Here is an 18,460-nt window from a genome sequence, read left to right as displayed (position 1 = left end):
TGAGTTTTTTTAGGTGAGCAAATAAGTGAGCTTAGAATGGGAGTGCCCATTATCGCGCCAGAGTATGCAAAGCAGTGATAATGCTTTAAGTATTTGGCGAGGTGGCTTCATTATAAGTCACAATCAAGGTGGTACCGTGTTGGTTTATTGCAGATAAACTAACGCCCTTGTCATAAACAGTAGATTTATGACAAGGGCGTTTTTTGTTTAGTAAAAAAAGAAAGAGAGGAGATTTTCCATGAAAGAACGACAAGTTGAGACAGTTTTAGCTCAAATTGGTAATAAATGTGATAAAAGAACTGGCGCTGTTAGTTTACCCGTTCATTTTTCAACGACATTTGCGCATCCTACTTTAGGAGAAAGCACAGGTTTTGACTATACTCGGACTCAAAATCCAACTCGTAAAGTGTTAGAAGAGGCTCTGGCAAAATTGGAAGGAGGTCTAGCTGGATTTGCGACTAGTTCAGGTATGAGTGCCATACAGCTAGTGATGGGATTATTTCCTAAAGGTAGTCAGCTACTTGCCTCTCGTGATTTATATGGTGGTAGTTATCGATATTTTCAGCAATTGGTGGAACAAGGGTTTTATGAAATTAGCTATTTTGATGAAGTAGCAGAAGTAGCAAATATGTTATCAGATAAAACAGCAGGTATTTTTATTGAAACACCAACTAATCCGTTGATGAAGATGGTAGATATTACGGCAATCTCGCAAGTGGCAAAGAAGTATCAAGCTTTAGTAGTAGTGGATAATACTTTTTATACGCCTATTATTCAACAGCCTTTAAAGCTAGGTGCAGATATTGTCATTCATAGTGCAACGAAGTATCTTGGTGGACATAACGATGTACTAGCTGGGGCGGTTGTGACAAATCGACAGGATCTTAGTGAACGATTAAGCGTACTTTTGAATACTACTGGTGCGGTTTTGTCTCCTTTTGATTGTTGGTTGTTGATAAGAGGATTAAAGACGTTAGCTTTGAGGATGGCACAACATGAAAAAAATGCGCAGTTACTGGTTAACTACTTGCAGAGCGTTCCTCACGTTAGAGAAGTGCTTTATCCTGGACGAGGTGGTATGATTAGTATTAACGTATCAGCACAGACCTGTATTAAGCCCTTTTTAGCTAATTTAGAAGTATTTACTTTTGCAGAAAGTCTAGGTGGGGTTGAGAGCCTAATTACTTATCCAATTACCCAAACTCATGCGGATATTCCACAAGATATACGTGAGAGTTATGGTTTGACGAATACCCTTTTGAGGTTATCGGTTGGAATTGAGGCAGGCGAGGATTTGATTGCTGATTTGAAACAAGCCTTTGAAAGTGTATAATAAAAGGCAGCTTTTTTAAGTTATGAGGGGGCTTAGATGTTGAGCGAATTATCACCAGCTTTTTTAACTGAGTTAACAGGAATTAGGCATTATTTACATGCTCATCCAGAACTATCGAATCAAGAAGTAATGACAACAATTTATATTAAAAATTATTTAGAGGCTTTAGATATTAAGTGTCTATCTATTCCATTAAAAACGGGCGTCGTTGCAGAAATAGTTGGTGAGTTACCGGGACCGATAATTGCGTTGCGAGCAGACATTGATGGCTTGCCGATAGAAGAAGCAACTAATCTTAGCTATAGATCGACTAATCCTGGTGTCATGCACGCTTGTGGTCATGATTTTCATACAACAGCATTATTAGGTGCGGCGACAGTGTTGAAGGGACGTGAAAAGCAGCTAAAGGGCAGGATACGTCTAATTTTTCAGCCTGCAGAAGAAGATAATGGTGGAGCTCGACAGGTCATAAATGCTGGAATGTTAGAAGGAGTTGCGGCGATTATCGGTTTTCATAATAAGCCAGAGTTGCCTGTTGGTACGATTGGGATTAAAGAAGGTCCTTTGATGGCAGCTGTTGATCGGTTTAAGTTGACAATTAGAGGCACTGGAAGCCATGCTGCTGCACCTCATAATGGGTCAGACCCAATTTCGACTGCCTGTCAGATAGTGACTGCTTTGCAAAGTATCATTAGTCGTCATGTATCTCCTGTGGATACGGCGGTTCTAAGTGTGACTCATATTTCAGGTGGTAACACATGGAATGTCATCCCTGAGATGGTTTTTATAGAGGGGACCATCCGTACTTTTTCAAAAGAAGTCCAAGAAAAAGTGAGAAAATTAACGGCACAAGTTGCGATAAACCTTCCTATTGCGTTTGATCAGAGTGGAAGTATAGAGTGGATTGAAAGCCCACCAGCTGTTTGGAATGATCCTGATTTGGCTACTAGAGTCAGCCAAGTCACACGAGAATTTGCTGATATTATTGTTCCAGAAGTGACTTTGGGCGGAGAAGATTTTGCTTATTATCAAGATGAAATACCCGGTTTATTTGCTTTTATTGGCACTGAAAGCCCTCATGAATGGCATCATCCAGCTTTTGAGGTTGACGATAGAGCTTTAGCAGTTGCTGTGACCTACTATGTTGAAAATGCGGTGAAGTTACTGAAAGATTACAACTCACCAGCTGTGAAAATAGTGAGGGATAGTTAAGGTCTGTTTAGTAATAATCTGGTTTGACGCTACAAAGTTAATGATAAGATGGAGAAATCCATTCGTTTAATCAATTAATTAAAAAGCTAGTTTTTAAGAAAATAGTTTTGAGTATCGGGCGATGACTATTTGAAATGTAGGGAGTCGAATGAATGAAAAAAAGAGAATTCATTGTTCAAGATCTATTAAGTAAAATCTATCAAAATCAATTTTATGAAGGGAAGCTACCTAATCAGCGGGCATTGGCAGAGAGTTACGGGGTATCTCGTTTTACTATTCAAGAGGCCATAAAAAACCTTCAAGATATAGGGGTTATAAAGGTTGTCCAAGGCTCAGGAATGTTTATTTCAAAAGAGGCAAAACAACATCCGTTAGTCTATAATTCTTTAACTCGTAATCCCTATGATCGGATTTCTTCGAAACTTATAAGTCTTACAAAGGAAGTTGCAGATGACAAAGATTGCCAGACTTTCCAACTTGCAAAGGGAGATGGAGTCTGGTGTTTTCGGCGGTTGCGAATTGTTAATTTACAATTGACACAAATTGAGACGTCTCGGATGCCTGTTTCCCTTTTTCCAGATCTTAATCAAGAGGTGATTGAGAGTTCAATTCAGAAGTTTGTCCAACAGAGTGGGTTTAAAATTTCTCATTATATTACGAGCTATACCCCAGTTTTAGTGACAAAAGAACAGGCTGCCCATCTTCAATGTAAGAAGGGCAGCCCAGCAATGAAAATTGATAACCGTTGCTTGCTTGATGACGGTCGTGTTTATGAAGCTAGTGAGGTCATTGCAATTGATTACTCATGTACCTATATTACGCCTTTTAACAAGCAAAATCATCAATTTAGGCAATAGTTTGTTTAAGGTGTGATCAATGTTCCGTCTGGGATTCGGCTTTGAGTCCATTCGTGTTCTCGATAAACGGGTGGGAAATCTGTGGCCAAGCTATCGGCAAAATCAACGCCAATGCCTGGTTTATCGATTGGATAGAAATAGCCTTTGACTGGTTCGGGTACATGACTAAACAGCGTTTTAGTTGTTGCAGGAACATCAATGTTCTCTTGAATAGCTGAATTATGTAAATGAATATTAAGGTGAGTATTGACAGCTAGACCAATAGGGGTAATATCTGATGGTGTATGCCAAGCCATTCTTATGCCCATTGCATCACAGAAATGAGCTAGCTTTAAGGCCGGCGTAACTCCGCCAATTTGCGATACATGAGCTCTCATGTAATCAAGTTGACGATTAATGACAAGATTTTTCCATTCGGCTGGATTATTAAACAGCTCACCAGTTGCTATAGGTGTGCTTGTTTGAGCTCGCACTTGGGCAAGCCATTCATTTTGATTGGGTGGAAGGATATCTTCCAAAAAGAATAAATCGAAAGGTTCGGCTTTTTTTGCAAATTGAACAGCTTGATTAGGAAATAGGCGCTCATGAACATCGTGCAACATTTGAAATTGTTCACCGTATTTTTCTTTGATAGCGGCGAACATTTTTAACGTCGTGTTCATGTATTGATTCTGATCGAAGTAAGACCCCGCCAATTGCCCCTCCGGTAAGTTCATGTTAGTGCCATTTCCACCATAAAAACCTAGTTGACAACGAATGTACTGATAGCCTTCTGCTAAAAAGCTGTCTATTTCTTGATATAATGTATCTAAATCATCTGCGACAGCATGGGTATAAGCTGGAATAGCTGTTCGTGATTTCCCGCCAAGGAGTTGATAAAGTGGCATGTCTGCAAGCTTTCCTTTAATATCCCAAAGGGCCATATCAACACCTGAAATGGCATTATTAATGACTGGACCATTCCGCCAATAAGCGTTGACGAGCATCATTTGCCATAAATCCTCAATATTAGTTGTATCTTTTCCCATTATGATTGGTTTGATGTATTCTTCCACCATTGTTTTGACTGCTAAAGGACGCTGTTGAAATGTTGCACAACCATAACCAGTTACCCCTCGATTTGTTTCAATTTTTACGACTACTAAATTATGTCTATCAGGTCTGATAGCGTAACAGCTAACATCTGTAATGATTGTTTGCTTCATATTTCCACTCCTTAAAATAGTTATCTATAGTTGCTATTTAACCATGCCAGTTAGTTAGAGTCAATTTGGCATGCTGAAACGATTTATTATCGATAAAAACCAGTCCAATTAAGTGGTTTTAATGTTTGAAAAGCTATTTATATCACGTTTTATTCAGTTTTTTTTAAGTTTTAGGACTGTTTTGCGTAATCCGGATTATATGCTATTATGATTTTGCAAACGGAATCACGAAAAACTTTAAAGAAATGAGTTGGTAGTAATGAAACATGAACAATCTGTTCAGGAGATAATTGAAAATGTTGGAGGAGAAAGTAATATTAACAATGCATGGCATTGTATGACTCGGTTACGTTTTGATTTGAAAGACATTGACAAAGTAAACTATGAGGCCTTGGAAAAGATTCCCGGTGTTATGGGAACGAAATATCAAAGCGATCAATTACAAGTAGTCATTGGTACAACTGTTACCGAATATTTTGCAACACTAGCAGCTGTTTTGAATTTAGATGATGGAGAAGTACCTGATACTTCAACTGATACTCATGAGAAAAAAGGCTTAGTGTCACTTTTCATGGATACTGTTTCTGGCGTGTTTGGGCCGATTGTCCCAGCAATTGCTGGTGCAGGAATGATCAAGGGGCTGATGGCAGGGTTAGTTGCATTGAAGGTCATTTCTAATACGACCCCGACATTTCTAGTCATAGATATGTTAGCAAGTGGTGTTTTTACCTTTTTACCATTTTTTGTGGCAGCATCCGCTGCAAGAATTTTTAAGACTAATATGTATTTAGCAATTGCTATTGCAGCAACGTTACAATTTCCTACAATGACGGCGGCCGTAGCAGCAGGTGAAGTTTCTCAATTTTTATTATTTGGTGTTTTACCAGTTCCGGTATTTAACTATGCGGGGACAGTCATTCCAATTATTTTCTCGGTTTTGGCCTTGAGTTATATTTTTAATTGGGTGGACAAAATTTTACCAGAGGTTTTAAGAACTGTTTTTACCCCGACTATCTCATTATTTTTAGCGGGTTTGCTTGCTTTAACAGTGATCGGACCTATCGGAATTCATGCAGGTAATTTGTTAGCAGATGGTGTAAGCTGGTTGTTTTCAATTTCTCCTATTTTAGCAGGTGTGATTGTCGGAGCAATTCGTCCGATTGCTATATTGACAGGCTTACATCACGCGATGACTCCAATCGCGTTGCAAAATTTTGCTAATCAAGGGTACGACATGCTAATGCCAATGATGTTTATGGCAAATATGGCGATTACTGGTGCAACGGCAGCGATGTACTTTAAAGCAGATAACAAACAAGAAAAATCAATTATTGTTTCAGCGGCTGTCTCAGGTTTATTAGGCATTACTGAACCAGCATTGTTTGGGGTGTTAACTAAGTATAAAAAAGCTTTTATTGCGGCCACTATAGGTAGTTCAGTAGCCTCTGCCTTCATTAGTGCTTTTGGTGTCAGGATATATGGCTATATTCTATCCAGTATTTTCAGTTTACCGGCTTATATTGGTCAATACTTTATTTTTGCTGCATTAGGAATTGTGATTGCAATTGGTGTATCTTTTGGAGTAGCTTACTTTTTTGTCCCAAAAGCACAAAAAGCATAAAATTTTTTCAAATGAAGCTGGAATCATTGCCATTTCTTTGAAAGTAATTCTATTTGAGACAACCGAAGTTAGGACATATATCCTAGCTTCGGTTTTTTATTTTGAGATACAGTTGTTTTCTACGTGGGCAAAACTAATAACGAATAAGAAAGTAAACGGTTCCTTAATTTGGAATGATGGTGACAGGAGGTTCTCTGATTAGGAAATCAGTCATAATAGAATGATTTTACTGGTTAATGATAGAGAAATCAGATTAGATATAGCCACTTTTTTAGTGAAACAGACTATTGTGATTTTAAGCACAAGCTGCTATTATTTAAGTATATGTGCAAAGGGTTTCAAAAAGTTATTGTATCACAGAGATTAATAGTGAGAGAGGGAAAAGTATGATAAAAAAAAGGTTGAAATTATTGGTGTGTCTATCAGCATTGATAGCTGTGACAGGATGTTCTAACAAGGACTCGGAGAAAGAGGCTAAAGTAAAAGTACCATTCAATAGTGAGGTTGTTGTCTCTGCTGAAAGTGTAAAAGCTGACAAAGAAGAAGTAGTATTGGTTGACTGTCGTGGGGAGGATAATGCAAAAAAAGGGACGATTGAGGGGGCAACTGCTATCTCTTGGCAATATTTGTCAGATGTGGAAAAGACAACTCAAGGCGACTATGAGTGGGGACTTGTCTATGAGCCAGTAGAATTGGCTAAACGACTTGGTGAAATTGGCATAGGAAAAGAAGCCGACTTAGTTTTATTTTCAGATGGTGTTGAAGGCTGGGGAGAAGAAGGTCGGATTTTATGGACGTTACAGCAGGCAGGATATGAAAATGCCAAGATGGTTGACGGTGGTATAAAAGCTTTGAAAGAGGCCGGGTTTGAAACAACTAAAAATGTAACAAGTTTAGAGCCAGTCGAGGTCAAGATAGACGAACTGGATAAAAGCCATAGTATAGAAACAAAGGAACTCGAAAAAAATATAAAAGATTATAAAATAGTAGACGTTCGTTCTGTGAAAGAGTACGAAGGTGCCACAAAATTTGGTGAAGCCAAAGGAGGTCATCTTCCTAATGCAATTAATCTACCGTATACGGAGTTATTTGATAAAGAGGGACAGTTGAAATCCAATAAAGAGATCGAAAAATTGGCTAGTGAGGCTGGTTTAAATAAAGAGGACAAGATTGTTACTTATTGCACTGGTGGGATTCGTTCTGCTTATATGCAAGTGATTTTAGATGCCGTTGGTTACACTCAGGTGAAAAACTACGATGGTTCTTATTATACTTGGTCGGCTAATAATGAGGTTGAAAAATAACCGATGTACAGAAATTCGATAAGTGAATAAATGAGCAAAAAAGTTAATCAGAGTTAGATAAATTATATTAAAAGAGGTGGCTTTTGTGTACGCAATGAAAAAATTTAAGTTTGGGTTAGCTGTATCAGCCTTGATAGTCTTAGTCGGATGTCAACAGGCGCCAAAAGAAGAAACAAAAAGTGGCAAGGAAGTACCAACAGAAGAAAGGTTAGTAGGAACAATTAAAGAGAACGATTTTTTTGTTGATGCTAAGTGGGTCAATGAAGCTGTAAAAGACACTGATACAGTTGTTTTAGAAGCCTCTTATGGTGAGGGTGAAAGCTATCAAAAAGGTCATTTGCCAAATGCGGTACACATGGACACAATGGAAATTGAAACAGAGGAAAGCCACTGGAATATTTTAGAAGCAGATAGTTGTGAGGAGGCCTTTCTGTCGAAGGGGATTACAAAAGATAGTCAGTTAATTGTTTATTCGGAAGACATCAATGCTGCTGCGAGAGTGGCGTTTGTTGCTTATTGGCTTGGGGTAGAAAAGGTTAAGATTTTGGATGGTGGACTGGCCGCATGGACAAGTGCTGATTATGATCTTGAAAAAGGCGTCCAAAAAAGCAAAGAGGCGACTGATTTTGGTGTGACGGTTCCAGCCAGACCAGAATATCTGATTAAGACAGCAGATGATTTACTTGCAGTTCAAGCAGAAAATCCAGAGCTAGTTTTGGCTAGTATTCGAAGTTGGGAAGAGTTTATTGGTGAGACAAGTGGGTATGCGTATATTGAAAATGCAGGAGAGCCTTTAGGAGCGGTTTATGCTAAATCTAGCAAATCTAGTGCTGATGTTGCATATTTAGTTAATGAGGACGGCACAATTAAGGAACCGACAGCTATTTTTAAAGAATGGCAAGAGTGGGGAATTACGCCTGACAAAGAAGTCGCGTTTTATTGCGGAACTGGCTGGCGAGCGGCAACAGCCTTCTTCATTTGTTTGCAAGAAGGATGGGAGAATGTTCGACTATATGATGGTGGTTGGTATGATTGGGATTTAGGCCATCAGAAAGATCCAGCTAAGTATCCTGTTCAGGTTGGTGATCCACGAGATACCAAGACTTTAGAAATTAAAAAATAATAGGAGATGGAGCCCAATCATGATTAGACGAAGTGGGATTATATTTATTCATATTTGTCAACTGGGGCTATTAGCTGTTCTTTATCAAGCACAAAAATATTATGCCAATCATTTGGGGTTTATGCGGAATGTGTCTTTTTTTACAAAAAAAGTTGGAACGGGGTTTATTGGTTTAGTCGTTAACCTATTAGCGATGTTATTATTAGTGCTGGCCTTTATTTTAATCTTTAGACTGTTAAAGAAACAAAGATCGATTGTACTTTGGTTTGAGGTAGGTGTCTTGTTGACTTTGTGCGTGGGATTTGTTGTGTGGCAATGGTGTCTGTCACCACTAGTCATTTCAATTTATTATTTTGCATCGGCTAGTTTTTTCATAGCAATTTGTGGTCAATATGGCGTAATGGCTTTACGATTAAGAATAGAAAAATAGGATGAAAAGAGGGGTTAAGATGAAAAAGGTAATCAAAAAGAGTGTTGCTGTATTTTGTTTGTTAGTAGTAGGACTAGGGTTAGCAGCTTGTAATAAAAAGGAAAATGATCGTGCTGAGGATGACATCAAATGGCAATTTATTACAGCGGATGATATGAAATCAGCGATAGAGGATAAGGAAAGCTATCAAATTATTGATATTCAACCGAAAAAGGATTTTGCTAAAGGGCATTTACCCGGATCAATAAGTGTGCCTGCTTATCCAGTCGATACACCTGAGCTAGAAAAAATGATCACAGATGCGGTACCTGATTTTACTGACGGTGCTGATCCGATTTATGTTATGTGCCCAGGTGGAGGTGGAGGTGCTAAGCGTACAATTTCGTTGATGCAAGAAAAAGGTATTGCCGCAGAGCGGTTAATTATTGTTGAAAAAGGAGCTAAAGGTTGGCCTCATGAAGAGCTATGGGTAACTGATTAGAACTGACTCAAGTGAAAGGGGAATAAGATGAAAGAAAAATGGCTAAGTAAACATCATAAGTTGTTAATAGTACTGCTAATTTTGGCACTAGTCGTCTCTAGCTATTTATTGATACCGTCTGTTAAGACGGCGGTCAATCAGGCTACTAGAATGTTGGCAAGTGCCAATATAGAAGCACTTAAAGACTATATTCTGTCCTTTGGCGCTCTAGCACCAATTGTATCTATGTTGTTAATGATGTTCCAATCAATTGTCGCCCCTTTACCAGCTTTTGTTATTACTTTTGCCAATGCTTGGGTTTTTGGCTGGATGCAGGGAGCCTTTTATTCTTGGACAGGTGCAATGTTAGGAGCTGTTTTATGCTTTTATATATCACGCTTTTTAGGGCGTCCTGTGGCGGAAAAACTAGTAACGGCTCCTGCTTTGAAAAAGATGGATGGTTTTTTTGCGGAATATGGGAATTATACGATTTTGATTTGTCGTTTAGTTCCGTTTATTTCCTTTGATGTAGTTAGCTACGCGGCAGGGTTGACAGGGATGGGACTTGGTTCATTTTTAGTGGCAACAGGAATTGGTCAATTACCAGCTACGATTGTCTATTCATTTGTTGGAGGCAGTTTAGGGAAAGAGACTAAGGTCATGCTATATGGTATTTTAGGTTTTTGTTTATTAGTTGTGATGTCGTTAATTTTGAAAAAAGTTTTATTAAACAAGAAAAATCGTCAGGAAGTTGTTGGTGAGAATGACAAAGTATAGTGAGGAAACTTTAGAGTTGGCTCGCTTTATTGCGGAGAAATGTACGGCTTGTAGACGTTGTACGACAGATTGCTTGTTTTTGCAAAAATATTGTGAGACACCTAAAGAGTTATTTTCAACGATTGTTGAAAGTGAGGAGAGTGAACCGATCATTCCTTTTTCTTGCTTGCTATGTGGTCGTTGTACGGTCGTTTGTCCTTTTAAGTTAGAATTAGATAAGGCCTTTTTAGCAATGCGTCAAGATTTAATTAGAGCAAATAAAAAGCGACCACTCAAGCAATTACAATCAGTTGATTTTCACCAATTTTTTTCATGTAGTTCCTTTTTTACAGGGAATAATCGAGGAGGACGAAAACAATGACGTATGGTTTCATGGCAGGCTGCTCGCTTAGTTCATCTAGTCCAACTCGGATCAGTCAAATAATAGCATATTTAAATGGACATTATCCTGATTTAGTATTGATTCAGGGCTGTTGTGGCAAGCCAACGAAATATATTGGCGACGAAGTGATGTTTAAGCAGCGATTTGGCAGACTAGCGGAAACAATCGAAGAGTGTCAAGTTGATGAGCTGATAGTGGCTTGTCAAGGGTGCTTAGCGATGATGAATCAAGAACAACAATTTCCTGTAAAATCGTTATGGGTGATTATGGCTGAGCTAGGCCTACCTCAGGAGTTGAAGAATAAAGCGCAAGATAGTGATGTTATTTTTTCCGTACAGGATTCTTGCCCAACAAAAGAATTAACAGAGATTCATCAAGCCGTTCGTGAAATTCTGGCTGAATTGGGGTATAAAGTTGCTAAAAATAGGTTGAGTGGTAAAAATACATTGTGTTGTGGTATGGGCGGTATGTGTGGTGTGACAAACCCGTCTCTGGCGAAAGCGCAGGCGACGAAACGAGTTAATGATTTTAAGACGGAGCAATTAGTCACCTATTGCGCAACTTGTACGTCTGCCATGATTTTAGGTGGCGGACAAGCTTGGCATTTATTAGATTTGATTTTTGGAAAAGTGATTTATCAGGGGGATAAAGTTGAGTCAGATCCATTGAGTCACCCGATAAAGGCTTGGGCGAATCGATATCGGTCGAAAAGAATCATTCAGAGGGGATAAAACTTACTGATGAAGAAAATTTTGATATTTAGCATGAGTGTCATCATTTTAGTTGTGATGGCATATAAATTTGGCTTTATCGACTTACTAACAGATGTGAATGAGTTGAGACAATGGTTGGCTAGTTTTGGCTGGTGGAGTTACTTATTATTCATTTTATTAGGAATTATTGTAGCTGTATTGATGTTGCCGGGACAATTACTAGCTGTTGCAGGCGGGTTGCTATATGGCGGTTGGATAGGTGGTACTTTGACTATCATCGGCGCTTCTATTGGCTGTTCAATTTCATTTATTATTGGCAAGTTTATCGCTAGAGAGTATGTGATTAAACGTTTTGGACGAACTGACATTTTTCAAAGGATTGAAAAGGGAGTGGTCGAAAATGGCGTCTCCTTTTTAATCTTTACTCGATTAGTTCCGGTATTTCCTTATGCTATTCAGAGTTATGCCTATGCATTAACACCCATGACAGTAGGGAAATTTTCTCTGATCTCTTTTGTGACAATGATGCCTGCTAGTTTTATTTATGCGTTTATGGCATCTGAAATTGCGACTAAAGGCGTGTCGCTTCATTTGATGTTAGAACTTGCTTTAGCGGGAATTTTGTTGAGTTTATTGTCTGTTGTTCCAAAGAGATTATGGCGAAATAAGATTTAATAGAAAAAAACTATACTAGTACTGAAGGAATGAGTCAATCAAGCAAATGATGAAAGGGAGTAAAAATGAAAAAGAATGTGATAATAGTATTAGTCTTGTTAATGAGTTTAACTCTAGGTGGTTGTCAAAAGGGATCGAAGGATTCTGATGATAAAGAGACGAGTAAGGTAGTGGAACCGATGTCTTTCGAGGAGGCCGAGAAAACAGCTAAAGGAAAAACCGTTACGTTTTACGGTTTTGGAGGCTCGGAAAAAGCAAATCAATGGGTAGATGAAGAAATTATGCCAAAGATGAAAGAAAAATATAACATTAAGCTTAAACGCATTCCGATGGGGATTGATGATATTCTAACAAAATTATCAAATGAAAAGGAAGCGAAAGCAAAGACTGGGGATATTGATGTTATTTGGATTAATGGGGAAAATTTTTACACAGCTAAACAAGCGAATTTGTTATTTGGCCCTATTACAGATAAGGTTAGTAATTTTGATAAGTTAATGGATGTTGCTGGTCATAATTCTCTTTACGATTTCGGAGTGGAGATTGCTGGCTATGAGGTACCTTATGGAACTGCTCAACTGGTCTTTGCGGGGGATAAAAAGAATTTTAGTGACGGATATCCGACTAGCGCTGCAGCTATGCTTGACTATGCCAAAGCTCACCCTGGCAAATTAACTTATACGGCGCCTCCAGAATTTACAGGAAGTGCGTTTGTTCGCAATATTATTTGTGATGTCATTGGGTTTGATGCGTTGGATCAAGCTCCAGCTGAAAGGGAAGAGCTCTATCAAGTGATTAAACCAGGGCTTGACTATTTAAATGACTTGAAACCCTATTTATGGCAAAAAGGAACAACTTATCCAGCGACAACAGCTGAATTAGATCAGATGTTTGCTGCTAATCAGATTTATATGACCTATAGTTATTCGCAAATGCACGTGGCTGAAAAACGTCAGGACAAAGAGTTTAAAGAGAGTGTTGAAACCTTTATTTTTGATAAGGGGACTATCACAAATCAAAATTATTTAGCAATTGCTGAAAATTCTGCTGTAAAGGACGCTGCTTTGTTATTGATAAATGAGATGATTAGTGAAGAGGCTCAATTGAAGAAAGCAACGGCTGACTATGGTTATGCTATTCCCCCTTTTGATGCAACTAAGTTGTCTGAGGAGTCCTTGACCTCTTTAGCGAGTTTATATGATAATAAAGGGGTATTGAGTTTAGAAGAGTTGCAGGCTAAACAGATTCCAGAAGTTGCGGCAAAAAAAATAGCGTTGATTGAGGAGCTTTGGAAAGAGCATGTTTTACATGAGTAGGAAGTCATGGTTAAAACTCGTGCCATTTATTAGTTTAAATGGCGCGATTCTTTTAGGTGCATTATTTAAGGCTTTACAGGTTAGCCTAGGCTATTATCCAATTATTGGACTAGATACACTAACTTTTGAGTATTATAATAAGGTTATTAGCGACCCTTATTTTCAACAGTCCTTGTTGTATACACTTTATCTAACTTTTAGCTCGGCCATTTTTTCGCTTATGCTTGGCTTAGGATTAGCGATGCTCTTACTGAAGGTAGGCGAACAGAAAAAAAAATCGTTAAAACTTTTTCAATTACCGATTACCTTACCTCATATTATTGTGGTAATGATGATTCTGCAATTGTTTTCTCAGACTGGATTATTGTCGCGTTTATGTTTAGCAGTTGGCTTAATTAGTGATGGCGGACAATTTCCTTTGTGGGTTCACGATCAAGGAGGAGTGGGGATTATTTTAGTGTTTTTATACAAACAAATTCCCTATGTCGCTGTGACATTACTTGCGATTTTGCAACGAGTTGATTTTGGGTACAATGTCGTGGCGAAGAACTTAGGAGCTTCTTTTAGGCAACGTTTTTGGCATATAACTTTGCCTCTAATTCAACCAACATTATTGAGCCTTTTTGTCATCATCTTTGCCTTCGCATTTGGGTCCTTTGAGGTTCCTTATTTGTTAGGTAGTCCTAGTAGAGAACCGCTAGCAGTAACAGCGTACGCATTGTTTGGACAGGCTGATTTAGCAAGTCGTCCTCAATCAATGGCGTTAAATGTAGTAATGTCAATCATCTGCTCGAGTATAGTGTTAATTAGTTTGGCAGTCAGCCGTTGGTTGCCAGGTGGGAATCAGCGAGGAATCATTCATGGATAACTATAAGATGTTACGTCATTTATGTGCACTAGTGATTCTAGTTCCGTTGATCTGGTTACTTGTGTTGGGGATTAGTCAAGAGTGGGTATACCCTAATCTGTTGCCAGCAAAGGTAACTTTGCGTCATTTTCGTGAAATAATTTTATCTGATTCTCAATTGAAAGCGGCAATGATAAACAGCTTTTTGATTGCGAGTCTTGCAACCTTTGCAACGATGTTAATTGCCATTCCTGCAGCTAAGATTTTTGCTTTACAGCGGTCTATTTCTGTTCGGGCATTGTCTATTTTATTATACTTCCCATTAATTTTACCTGCTGTGGCGATTATAACTGCCACACAAACGACGATGATTCAATTAAGATTAACAGGCACACTAACGGGTGTAATTAGTGTCCATATCTATTTTATGCTACCTTACGCTCTGCAAATACTGATTCAAATGTACCGTCAAATAGGGATGGGCTACGAGTTAAGTGCAAAAAATCTAGGCGCTAGCAGCTGGCAAATATGGCGTCATGTCACCTTTCCTTTATTAAGACCGGGAATGATTTCGGCTAGTGGATTAGTCTTCATTATTTCGATGAGTCAATATCTCCCGACCTTTTTTATCGGGGGAGGGACAATTGTAACATTACCGATGCTTTTAATACCGTATGCCCAAAATGGTCGCATGCAGATGGCATCTGCCTATAGTTTAATTTTTATTGCGGTATCCCTTTTTGGGGTAGCAGTGATTAACCGAATTTTGGCGATAGGCAAAAATAAAAGATGAAAGGAGCCGTGGCTATGGGCCTTGAGTTACATCAAGTTGGATTTAGTTATCAACGGCAATCTATTTTAAAAGAGATTGAATTGAGTATTTCTCCGGGAGAAATAGTGACATTATTAGGTCCATCTGGAGTAGGAAAAACGACGTTGTTGAAAATAATTGCTGGACTTGAAACTGGTTATACTGGTGAAGTAATATTTAGCCATGACTATTCGTTAAAGGAAACTATTTTGGTCTTTCAGGACTATTGGTTATTTCCGCATATGACAGTTATTGATAATATTTCTTTTGGCCTGAGAATGAAAAAAGAGTCAAAGGCGGTAACGGATCAAAAAGTCGCTAGAATTATTGATAAATTAGCATTAGCGGGATTAGAAAAGGCATATCCTGCTGAACTATCTGGTGGTCAACAGCAACGGGTGGCTCTAGCCCGTGCAGTGGTTTTAGAACCTAAGTTGTTATTATTAGATGAGCCATTTTCAAGTTTGGATGCTAATTTAAGGGCGACTACTCGAGATTATTTGATTGGCTTGCAAAAGGACTATCAGTTTAGTATTTTGCTTGTGACACATGATAAAGAAGAGGCATTTCAATTATCTGATCGAGTAGCAGTTATGCTGGCAGGCCGACTTGTGCAAATCGCAAGTCCAAAGGAGCTCTATTTTATGCCTACTAATAAGGATGTGGCTGATTTCATCAATGAAACAAATTATCTGCGAGGGACTGTTTCGGGAACGAGCTATGTGATTTCAGAAACAAATGACAGGATTTCTAAGGTGTTAAATCCCAATCAAATAAGTGGGGAAGCATTGTTATTAATCCCTTTTGGTCAACCGTTTAGCTTCGGAAAACAGGGGATTTCTGGTGTTATTGAGAGTGTCAGTTGGTTACCAAATGGTCAGCGTTATCGGATTAAAATTGGGGCGACAAGTTGCCAATTCACTAATATTCAGGGGCAGGGAGAAATCGGTCAAAGGGTCTATTTGATGCCTACTCAGCCAAATATTTGGCAGGTGTTGCTACCGTGATCTGCTCAATTATTATACCTACTTTGAATGAAGAATCGACGATTGAGAGTTTGTTGAGGTCACTTCAGCAAATACCTACAGAGATGTCACTTGAGATAATTGTTGTTGATGGAGGGAGTCAGGATAGAACTGTTGAACTAGCAAGACCTTATGCAAAAGTGGCGCATCTACCAGCTAGTAATCGTGGCAAGCAATTGGTTTATGGTGCAAGTCTTAGCAAAGGAAGGCTGTTGTGGTTTTTACATGCTGATTCTAAGGTAACGGCAACGATTGATATTTTTCAAGAGATGGTATCGTTGTTAAATCAGGATGGATATTCTGCTGGTTTTTTTCCTCTCTATTTTTATGATAGTCAACGCTTATTTTTTCGATATTTACAAGTTACATCAAATTGGCGAGCCCGCAAATTGGGGTTAATCTTTGGTGACCAGGGCCTTTTTTTGTGGCGTAGTACGTATCAGCTAGCAGGGGGATTTGATGAGGAACCGTTGATGGAAGATTGGTTACTGAGCCGTCGACTGTACAGACAGGGGAAATTTGCTAATCATTCCAGCAAAATTGGGACATCCGCGCGTCGCTTTATTGTTGGCGGGCTTTGGCGTACTCATTTAAGCATGCATTATTTAAAATTGCGGTTTATGTTAGGAGCTTCTCCAACAACATTGGTCAAGAGCTACCAGCAAAAGAAAGGATGATGAAAATGGAGAAAAAAATCAAAGCTTATTGTCAAGAGGTTGGATTACCACAGCTACTTGGTTTAAATGACTCCTTTAAAATCCAATTTCTTGCTCAAGGAGAATGTAATCAAAACTATCTGATGGATGATGGGAAAAAAAGTTATGTGTTTCGAGTTAATTATGAGAGTCAACTTGATTTACCTAATCAGATAGAGTATGAATATCATGCTCTTGAGTGGCTAAAGCCAACTAAAAGAACACCTGTCCCTTATTATGTTGATGATAGTCGTGTCTATTTTTCGCAAGGAATTCTAGTGATGGCATTTTTAGAGGGTAGACCACTTGATTATCGACGAGATTTAGTTGAAGCGGCTGCTATATTTGGGGATATTCACGGACGTTCAGCGGCAAGTAATCAACAGCTTAAGAGGGAATATAACTTGTTGACAGAACGCGTACAAGAGTGTCGTCGGCTTTTAGAACCTGCGTTTAATAGTCCGTATATTGAGGCCAAACAATTAAAATTATTTGATCGAGCTTTGAATGAGTGTCAGCAAGGTATTAGACAAGAACAAGTTTTTGAGCAGTTGAATCATTGGTGTGTAACAAATACGGAGGTTAATTCGCATAATTTTATTATAGGGGATAGTCAAGGCTGGTTGATAGATTGGGAAAAACCGGTTATTAGTCATCCATGTCAAGATTTGACTCAATTCTTAGCATCAACAACAACCCTATGGCGATCGAATCAGCGGCTAACGGAGGAAGAGAAGCAACTATTTATAACTCATTATGTAGCTCGAACGGGTTTTAAACGTGATGAATTAGAAGAGGCTCTCGCAATTTACAGTCCTTACTTAATGCTGCGAGCACTTGCTTGGTCGGCAATGGCTTATGATCAGTATATGTCAGGTGAGAAATTACTAAAAAATGAAACTATATTCAGGAAGGTCAGTCAATACATGGAAATTGATTTTTTGGAACATGCGTTGAAGGAACGGGTAATTTAATATGACTAAACGAGCTATTATTATTTTTACACGAATTCCGGTTCCAGGTAGAGTGAAGACGCGTCTAGTTGGAAAATTGTCAAAAAATGACTGTGCAGAAATTCAAGAAGCGATGATTTTTGATTTATTCCGTAAGCTAGAAGAGTTAGTTGATGAGGATCATGATATTTTTGTTTGTTATTCTGACGAGCGAGAACCGAGTGACTTTTTAAGCAAGCTTCCTCAAAGCTATCAATATTTTCCGCAAGAAGGAGCCACGATTGGCCAACGAATGAATCAAGCGTTTGTGACTCTTTTTAATCGTGGTTATCAACAACTAGTATTGATTGGTAGCGATATTCCTGAAGTTACGCCACAGACGATTACCCAGGCTTTTTCTTTACTGGAGTCACGAGATATTGTGATTGGTCCTTCTTTAGACGGTGGTTACTACTTAATTGGTGCACACAGGCAGTCACTTGATTTTATTTTTTTGGAAACTGATTTTCCTTGGGGAGGTAAAAGTGTGTTCCAACAGACGATAATTAAAATAGCAGAAAAAAACTTGTCTGTTGCAAAAGTTGAGTCATTGGTTGATATTGACTATCATGATGATTTGTCTCACTATAAGACTACCCCGTTGCCTGATAATCTGTTATTAAATGACTGGCTGATCCGAAATCAGCGTTGTTCAAGCTGATTAAATTTAGCTGTATAATCG

19 protein-coding genes and 1 pseudogene are annotated in these 18,460 nt (G+C 38.6%); 19 read left to right on the top strand and 1 reads right to left on the bottom strand.

The genetic code is table 11. The features are described 5' to 3' along the window. Nucleotides 1–238 precede the first annotated feature (238 nt). The 3 genes from AC5KOD_RS18770 (at nucleotide 239) to AC5KOD_RS18760 (ending at nucleotide 3,402) form a co-directional block, all read left to right on the top strand. The gene (locus tag AC5KOD_RS18770) at nucleotides 239–1,333 is read left to right on the top strand and encodes a PLP-dependent transferase (RefSeq protein WP_496916125.1); all 1,095 of its coding nucleotides are present in this window, start codon (nucleotides 239–241) and stop codon (nucleotides 1,331–1,333) included. 36 nt (nucleotides 1,334–1,369) lie between these two features. After that, nucleotides 1,370–2,545, top strand: a complete 1,176-nt coding sequence (locus AC5KOD_RS18765; RefSeq protein ID WP_496916124.1) for an amidohydrolase — start codon at nucleotides 1,370–1,372, stop codon at nucleotides 2,543–2,545. 152 nt (nucleotides 2,546–2,697) lie between these two features. Beyond that, nucleotides 2,698–3,402: a GntR family transcriptional regulator gene (locus tag AC5KOD_RS18760; protein ID WP_496916123.1), complete on the top strand. Its 705-nt coding sequence runs from the start codon at nucleotides 2,698–2,700 to the stop codon at nucleotides 3,400–3,402. 5 nt (nucleotides 3,403–3,407) lie between these two features. On the opposite strand, the gene AC5KOD_RS18755 is transcribed toward AC5KOD_RS18760, so the two are convergent. Beyond that, entirely contained in the window at nucleotides 3,408–4,607 is a 1,200-nt protein-coding gene (locus AC5KOD_RS18755) for an enolase C-terminal domain-like protein (RefSeq protein ID WP_496916122.1), read from the bottom strand. A gap of 259 nt (nucleotides 4,608–4,866) precedes the next feature. Here AC5KOD_RS18755 and AC5KOD_RS18750 point away from each other — a divergent pair. From AC5KOD_RS18750 to AC5KOD_RS18675, 16 genes and pseudogenes are all read left to right on the top strand, one after another. After that, nucleotides 4,867–6,210 (top strand): annotated as a pseudogene (locus AC5KOD_RS18750) (PTS transporter subunit EIIC); the annotation flags it as partial. Between the two features lie 404 nt (nucleotides 6,211–6,614). Next, complete coding sequence (locus AC5KOD_RS18745; RefSeq protein WP_496916121.1) at nucleotides 6,615–7,532, top strand: sulfurtransferase; 918 nt, start codon at nucleotides 6,615–6,617, stop codon at nucleotides 7,530–7,532. Nucleotides 7,533–7,626: 94 nt separating this feature from the next. Further along, nucleotides 7,627–8,655 (top strand): sulfurtransferase, encoded by a 1,029-nt coding sequence (locus AC5KOD_RS18740; RefSeq protein ID WP_496916120.1) that lies wholly within the window; start codon nucleotides 7,627–7,629, stop codon nucleotides 8,653–8,655. Nucleotides 8,656–8,674: 19 nt separating this feature from the next. After that, the gene (locus AC5KOD_RS18735) at nucleotides 8,675–9,085 is read left to right on the top strand and encodes a hypothetical protein (protein WP_496916119.1); all 411 of its coding nucleotides are present in this window, start codon (nucleotides 8,675–8,677) and stop codon (nucleotides 9,083–9,085) included. Nucleotides 9,086–9,104: 19 nt separating this feature from the next. Beyond that, complete coding sequence (locus tag AC5KOD_RS18730) at nucleotides 9,105–9,566, top strand: rhodanese-like domain-containing protein (protein WP_496916118.1); 462 nt, start codon at nucleotides 9,105–9,107, stop codon at nucleotides 9,564–9,566. 27 nt (nucleotides 9,567–9,593) lie between these two features. Continuing rightward, nucleotides 9,594–10,322, top strand: a complete 729-nt coding sequence (locus AC5KOD_RS18725; protein ID WP_496916117.1) for a TVP38/TMEM64 family protein — start codon at nucleotides 9,594–9,596, stop codon at nucleotides 10,320–10,322. After that, nucleotides 10,309–10,683, top strand: a complete 375-nt coding sequence (locus tag AC5KOD_RS18720) for a 4Fe-4S dicluster domain-containing protein (protein WP_496916116.1) — start codon at nucleotides 10,309–10,311, stop codon at nucleotides 10,681–10,683. Before AC5KOD_RS18725 ends, AC5KOD_RS18720 begins: the two co-directional genes overlap by 14 nt. After that, a complete protein-coding gene (locus AC5KOD_RS18715; protein WP_496916115.1) occupies nucleotides 10,680–11,435 on the top strand; it encodes a heterodisulfide reductase-related iron-sulfur binding cluster in 756 nt (251 codons plus the stop codon). The genes AC5KOD_RS18720 and AC5KOD_RS18715 overlap by 4 nt, the downstream gene beginning before the upstream one ends. Before the next feature lie 9 nt (nucleotides 11,436–11,444). After that, nucleotides 11,445–12,092 carry a TVP38/TMEM64 family protein gene (locus AC5KOD_RS18710; RefSeq protein ID WP_496916114.1) on the top strand — a complete coding sequence of 216 codons (648 nt, stop codon included), beginning with the start codon at nucleotides 11,445–11,447 and terminating at the stop codon, nucleotides 12,090–12,092. 65 nt (nucleotides 12,093–12,157) lie between these two features. Continuing rightward, nucleotides 12,158–13,408 carry an ABC transporter substrate-binding protein gene (locus tag AC5KOD_RS18705; RefSeq protein WP_496916113.1) on the top strand — a complete coding sequence of 417 codons (1,251 nt, stop codon included), beginning with the start codon at nucleotides 12,158–12,160 and terminating at the stop codon, nucleotides 13,406–13,408. Further along, on the top strand, nucleotides 13,401–14,276 hold the full coding sequence (locus AC5KOD_RS18700) for an ABC transporter permease (protein ID WP_496916112.1): 876 nt from the start codon (nucleotides 13,401–13,403) through the stop codon (nucleotides 14,274–14,276). Before AC5KOD_RS18705 ends, AC5KOD_RS18700 begins: the two co-directional genes overlap by 8 nt. Next, nucleotides 14,269–15,048 carry an ABC transporter permease gene (locus AC5KOD_RS18695; protein ID WP_496916111.1) on the top strand — a complete coding sequence of 260 codons (780 nt, stop codon included), beginning with the start codon at nucleotides 14,269–14,271 and terminating at the stop codon, nucleotides 15,046–15,048. Before AC5KOD_RS18700 ends, AC5KOD_RS18695 begins: the two co-directional genes overlap by 8 nt. A 14-nt stretch (nucleotides 15,049–15,062) precedes the next feature. Beyond that, nucleotides 15,063–16,073 carry an ABC transporter ATP-binding protein gene (locus AC5KOD_RS18690; protein ID WP_496916110.1) on the top strand — a complete coding sequence of 337 codons (1,011 nt, stop codon included), beginning with the start codon at nucleotides 15,063–15,065 and terminating at the stop codon, nucleotides 16,071–16,073. Then, nucleotides 16,070–16,768 carry a TIGR04283 family arsenosugar biosynthesis glycosyltransferase gene (locus AC5KOD_RS18685; protein ID WP_496916109.1) on the top strand — a complete coding sequence of 233 codons (699 nt, stop codon included), beginning with the start codon at nucleotides 16,070–16,072 and terminating at the stop codon, nucleotides 16,766–16,768. Before AC5KOD_RS18690 ends, AC5KOD_RS18685 begins: the two co-directional genes overlap by 4 nt. A gap of 5 nt (nucleotides 16,769–16,773) precedes the next feature. After that, a complete protein-coding gene (locus tag AC5KOD_RS18680; protein WP_496916108.1) occupies nucleotides 16,774–17,760 on the top strand; it encodes a phosphotransferase family protein in 987 nt (328 codons plus the stop codon). A gap of 1 nt (nucleotide 17,761) precedes the next feature. Beyond that, complete coding sequence (locus tag AC5KOD_RS18675; protein WP_496916107.1) at nucleotides 17,762–18,439, top strand: TIGR04282 family arsenosugar biosynthesis glycosyltransferase; 678 nt, start codon at nucleotides 17,762–17,764, stop codon at nucleotides 18,437–18,439. Nucleotides 18,440–18,460 lie beyond the last annotated feature (21 nt).

This window comes from Vagococcus sp. WN80Y (genome assembly GCF_059621045.1).
Note: the sequence above shows the minus strand (reverse complement) of the source record. Positions and strands in the feature narration are given on the sequence as shown.

What these genes read in the sequence shown, in the direction of transcription:
- AC5KOD_RS18715 (WP_496916115.1), top strand. Translation starts at nt 10,680, where the DNA reads ATGACGTATGGTTTCATGGCAGGCTGCTCGCTTAGTTCATCTAGTCCA.
- AC5KOD_RS18755 (WP_496916122.1), bottom strand. Translation starts at nt 4,607, where the DNA reads ATGAAGCAAACAATCATTACAGATGTTAGCTGTTACGCTATCAGACCT.
- AC5KOD_RS18720 (WP_496916116.1), top strand. Translation starts at nt 10,309, where the DNA reads ATGACAAAGTATAGTGAGGAAACTTTAGAGTTGGCTCGCTTTATTGCG.
- AC5KOD_RS18740 (WP_496916120.1), top strand. Translation starts at nt 7,627, where the DNA reads ATGAAAAAATTTAAGTTTGGGTTAGCTGTATCAGCCTTGATAGTCTTA.
- AC5KOD_RS18705 (WP_496916113.1), top strand. Translation starts at nt 12,158, where the DNA reads ATGAAAAAGAATGTGATAATAGTATTAGTCTTGTTAATGAGTTTAACT.
- AC5KOD_RS18770 (WP_496916125.1), top strand. Translation starts at nt 239, where the DNA reads ATGAAAGAACGACAAGTTGAGACAGTTTTAGCTCAAATTGGTAATAAA.
- AC5KOD_RS18680 (WP_496916108.1), top strand. Translation starts at nt 16,774, where the DNA reads ATGGAGAAAAAAATCAAAGCTTATTGTCAAGAGGTTGGATTACCACAG.
- AC5KOD_RS18695 (WP_496916111.1), top strand. Translation starts at nt 14,269, where the DNA reads ATGGATAACTATAAGATGTTACGTCATTTATGTGCACTAGTGATTCTA.
- AC5KOD_RS18730 (WP_496916118.1), top strand. Translation starts at nt 9,105, where the DNA reads ATGAAAAAGGTAATCAAAAAGAGTGTTGCTGTATTTTGTTTGTTAGTA.
- AC5KOD_RS18690 (WP_496916110.1), top strand. Translation starts at nt 15,063, where the DNA reads ATGGGCCTTGAGTTACATCAAGTTGGATTTAGTTATCAACGGCAATCT.
- AC5KOD_RS18765 (WP_496916124.1), top strand. Translation starts at nt 1,370, where the DNA reads ATGTTGAGCGAATTATCACCAGCTTTTTTAACTGAGTTAACAGGAATT.
- AC5KOD_RS18735 (WP_496916119.1), top strand. Translation starts at nt 8,675, where the DNA reads ATGATTAGACGAAGTGGGATTATATTTATTCATATTTGTCAACTGGGG.
- AC5KOD_RS18675 (WP_496916107.1), top strand. Translation starts at nt 17,762, where the DNA reads ATGACTAAACGAGCTATTATTATTTTTACACGAATTCCGGTTCCAGGT.
- AC5KOD_RS18725 (WP_496916117.1), top strand. Translation starts at nt 9,594, where the DNA reads ATGAAAGAAAAATGGCTAAGTAAACATCATAAGTTGTTAATAGTACTG.
- AC5KOD_RS18760 (WP_496916123.1), top strand. Translation starts at nt 2,698, where the DNA reads ATGAAAAAAAGAGAATTCATTGTTCAAGATCTATTAAGTAAAATCTAT.
- AC5KOD_RS18700 (WP_496916112.1), top strand. Translation starts at nt 13,401, where the DNA reads ATGAGTAGGAAGTCATGGTTAAAACTCGTGCCATTTATTAGTTTAAAT.
- AC5KOD_RS18745 (WP_496916121.1), top strand. Translation starts at nt 6,615, where the DNA reads ATGATAAAAAAAAGGTTGAAATTATTGGTGTGTCTATCAGCATTGATA.
- AC5KOD_RS18710 (WP_496916114.1), top strand. Translation starts at nt 11,445, where the DNA reads ATGAAGAAAATTTTGATATTTAGCATGAGTGTCATCATTTTAGTTGTG.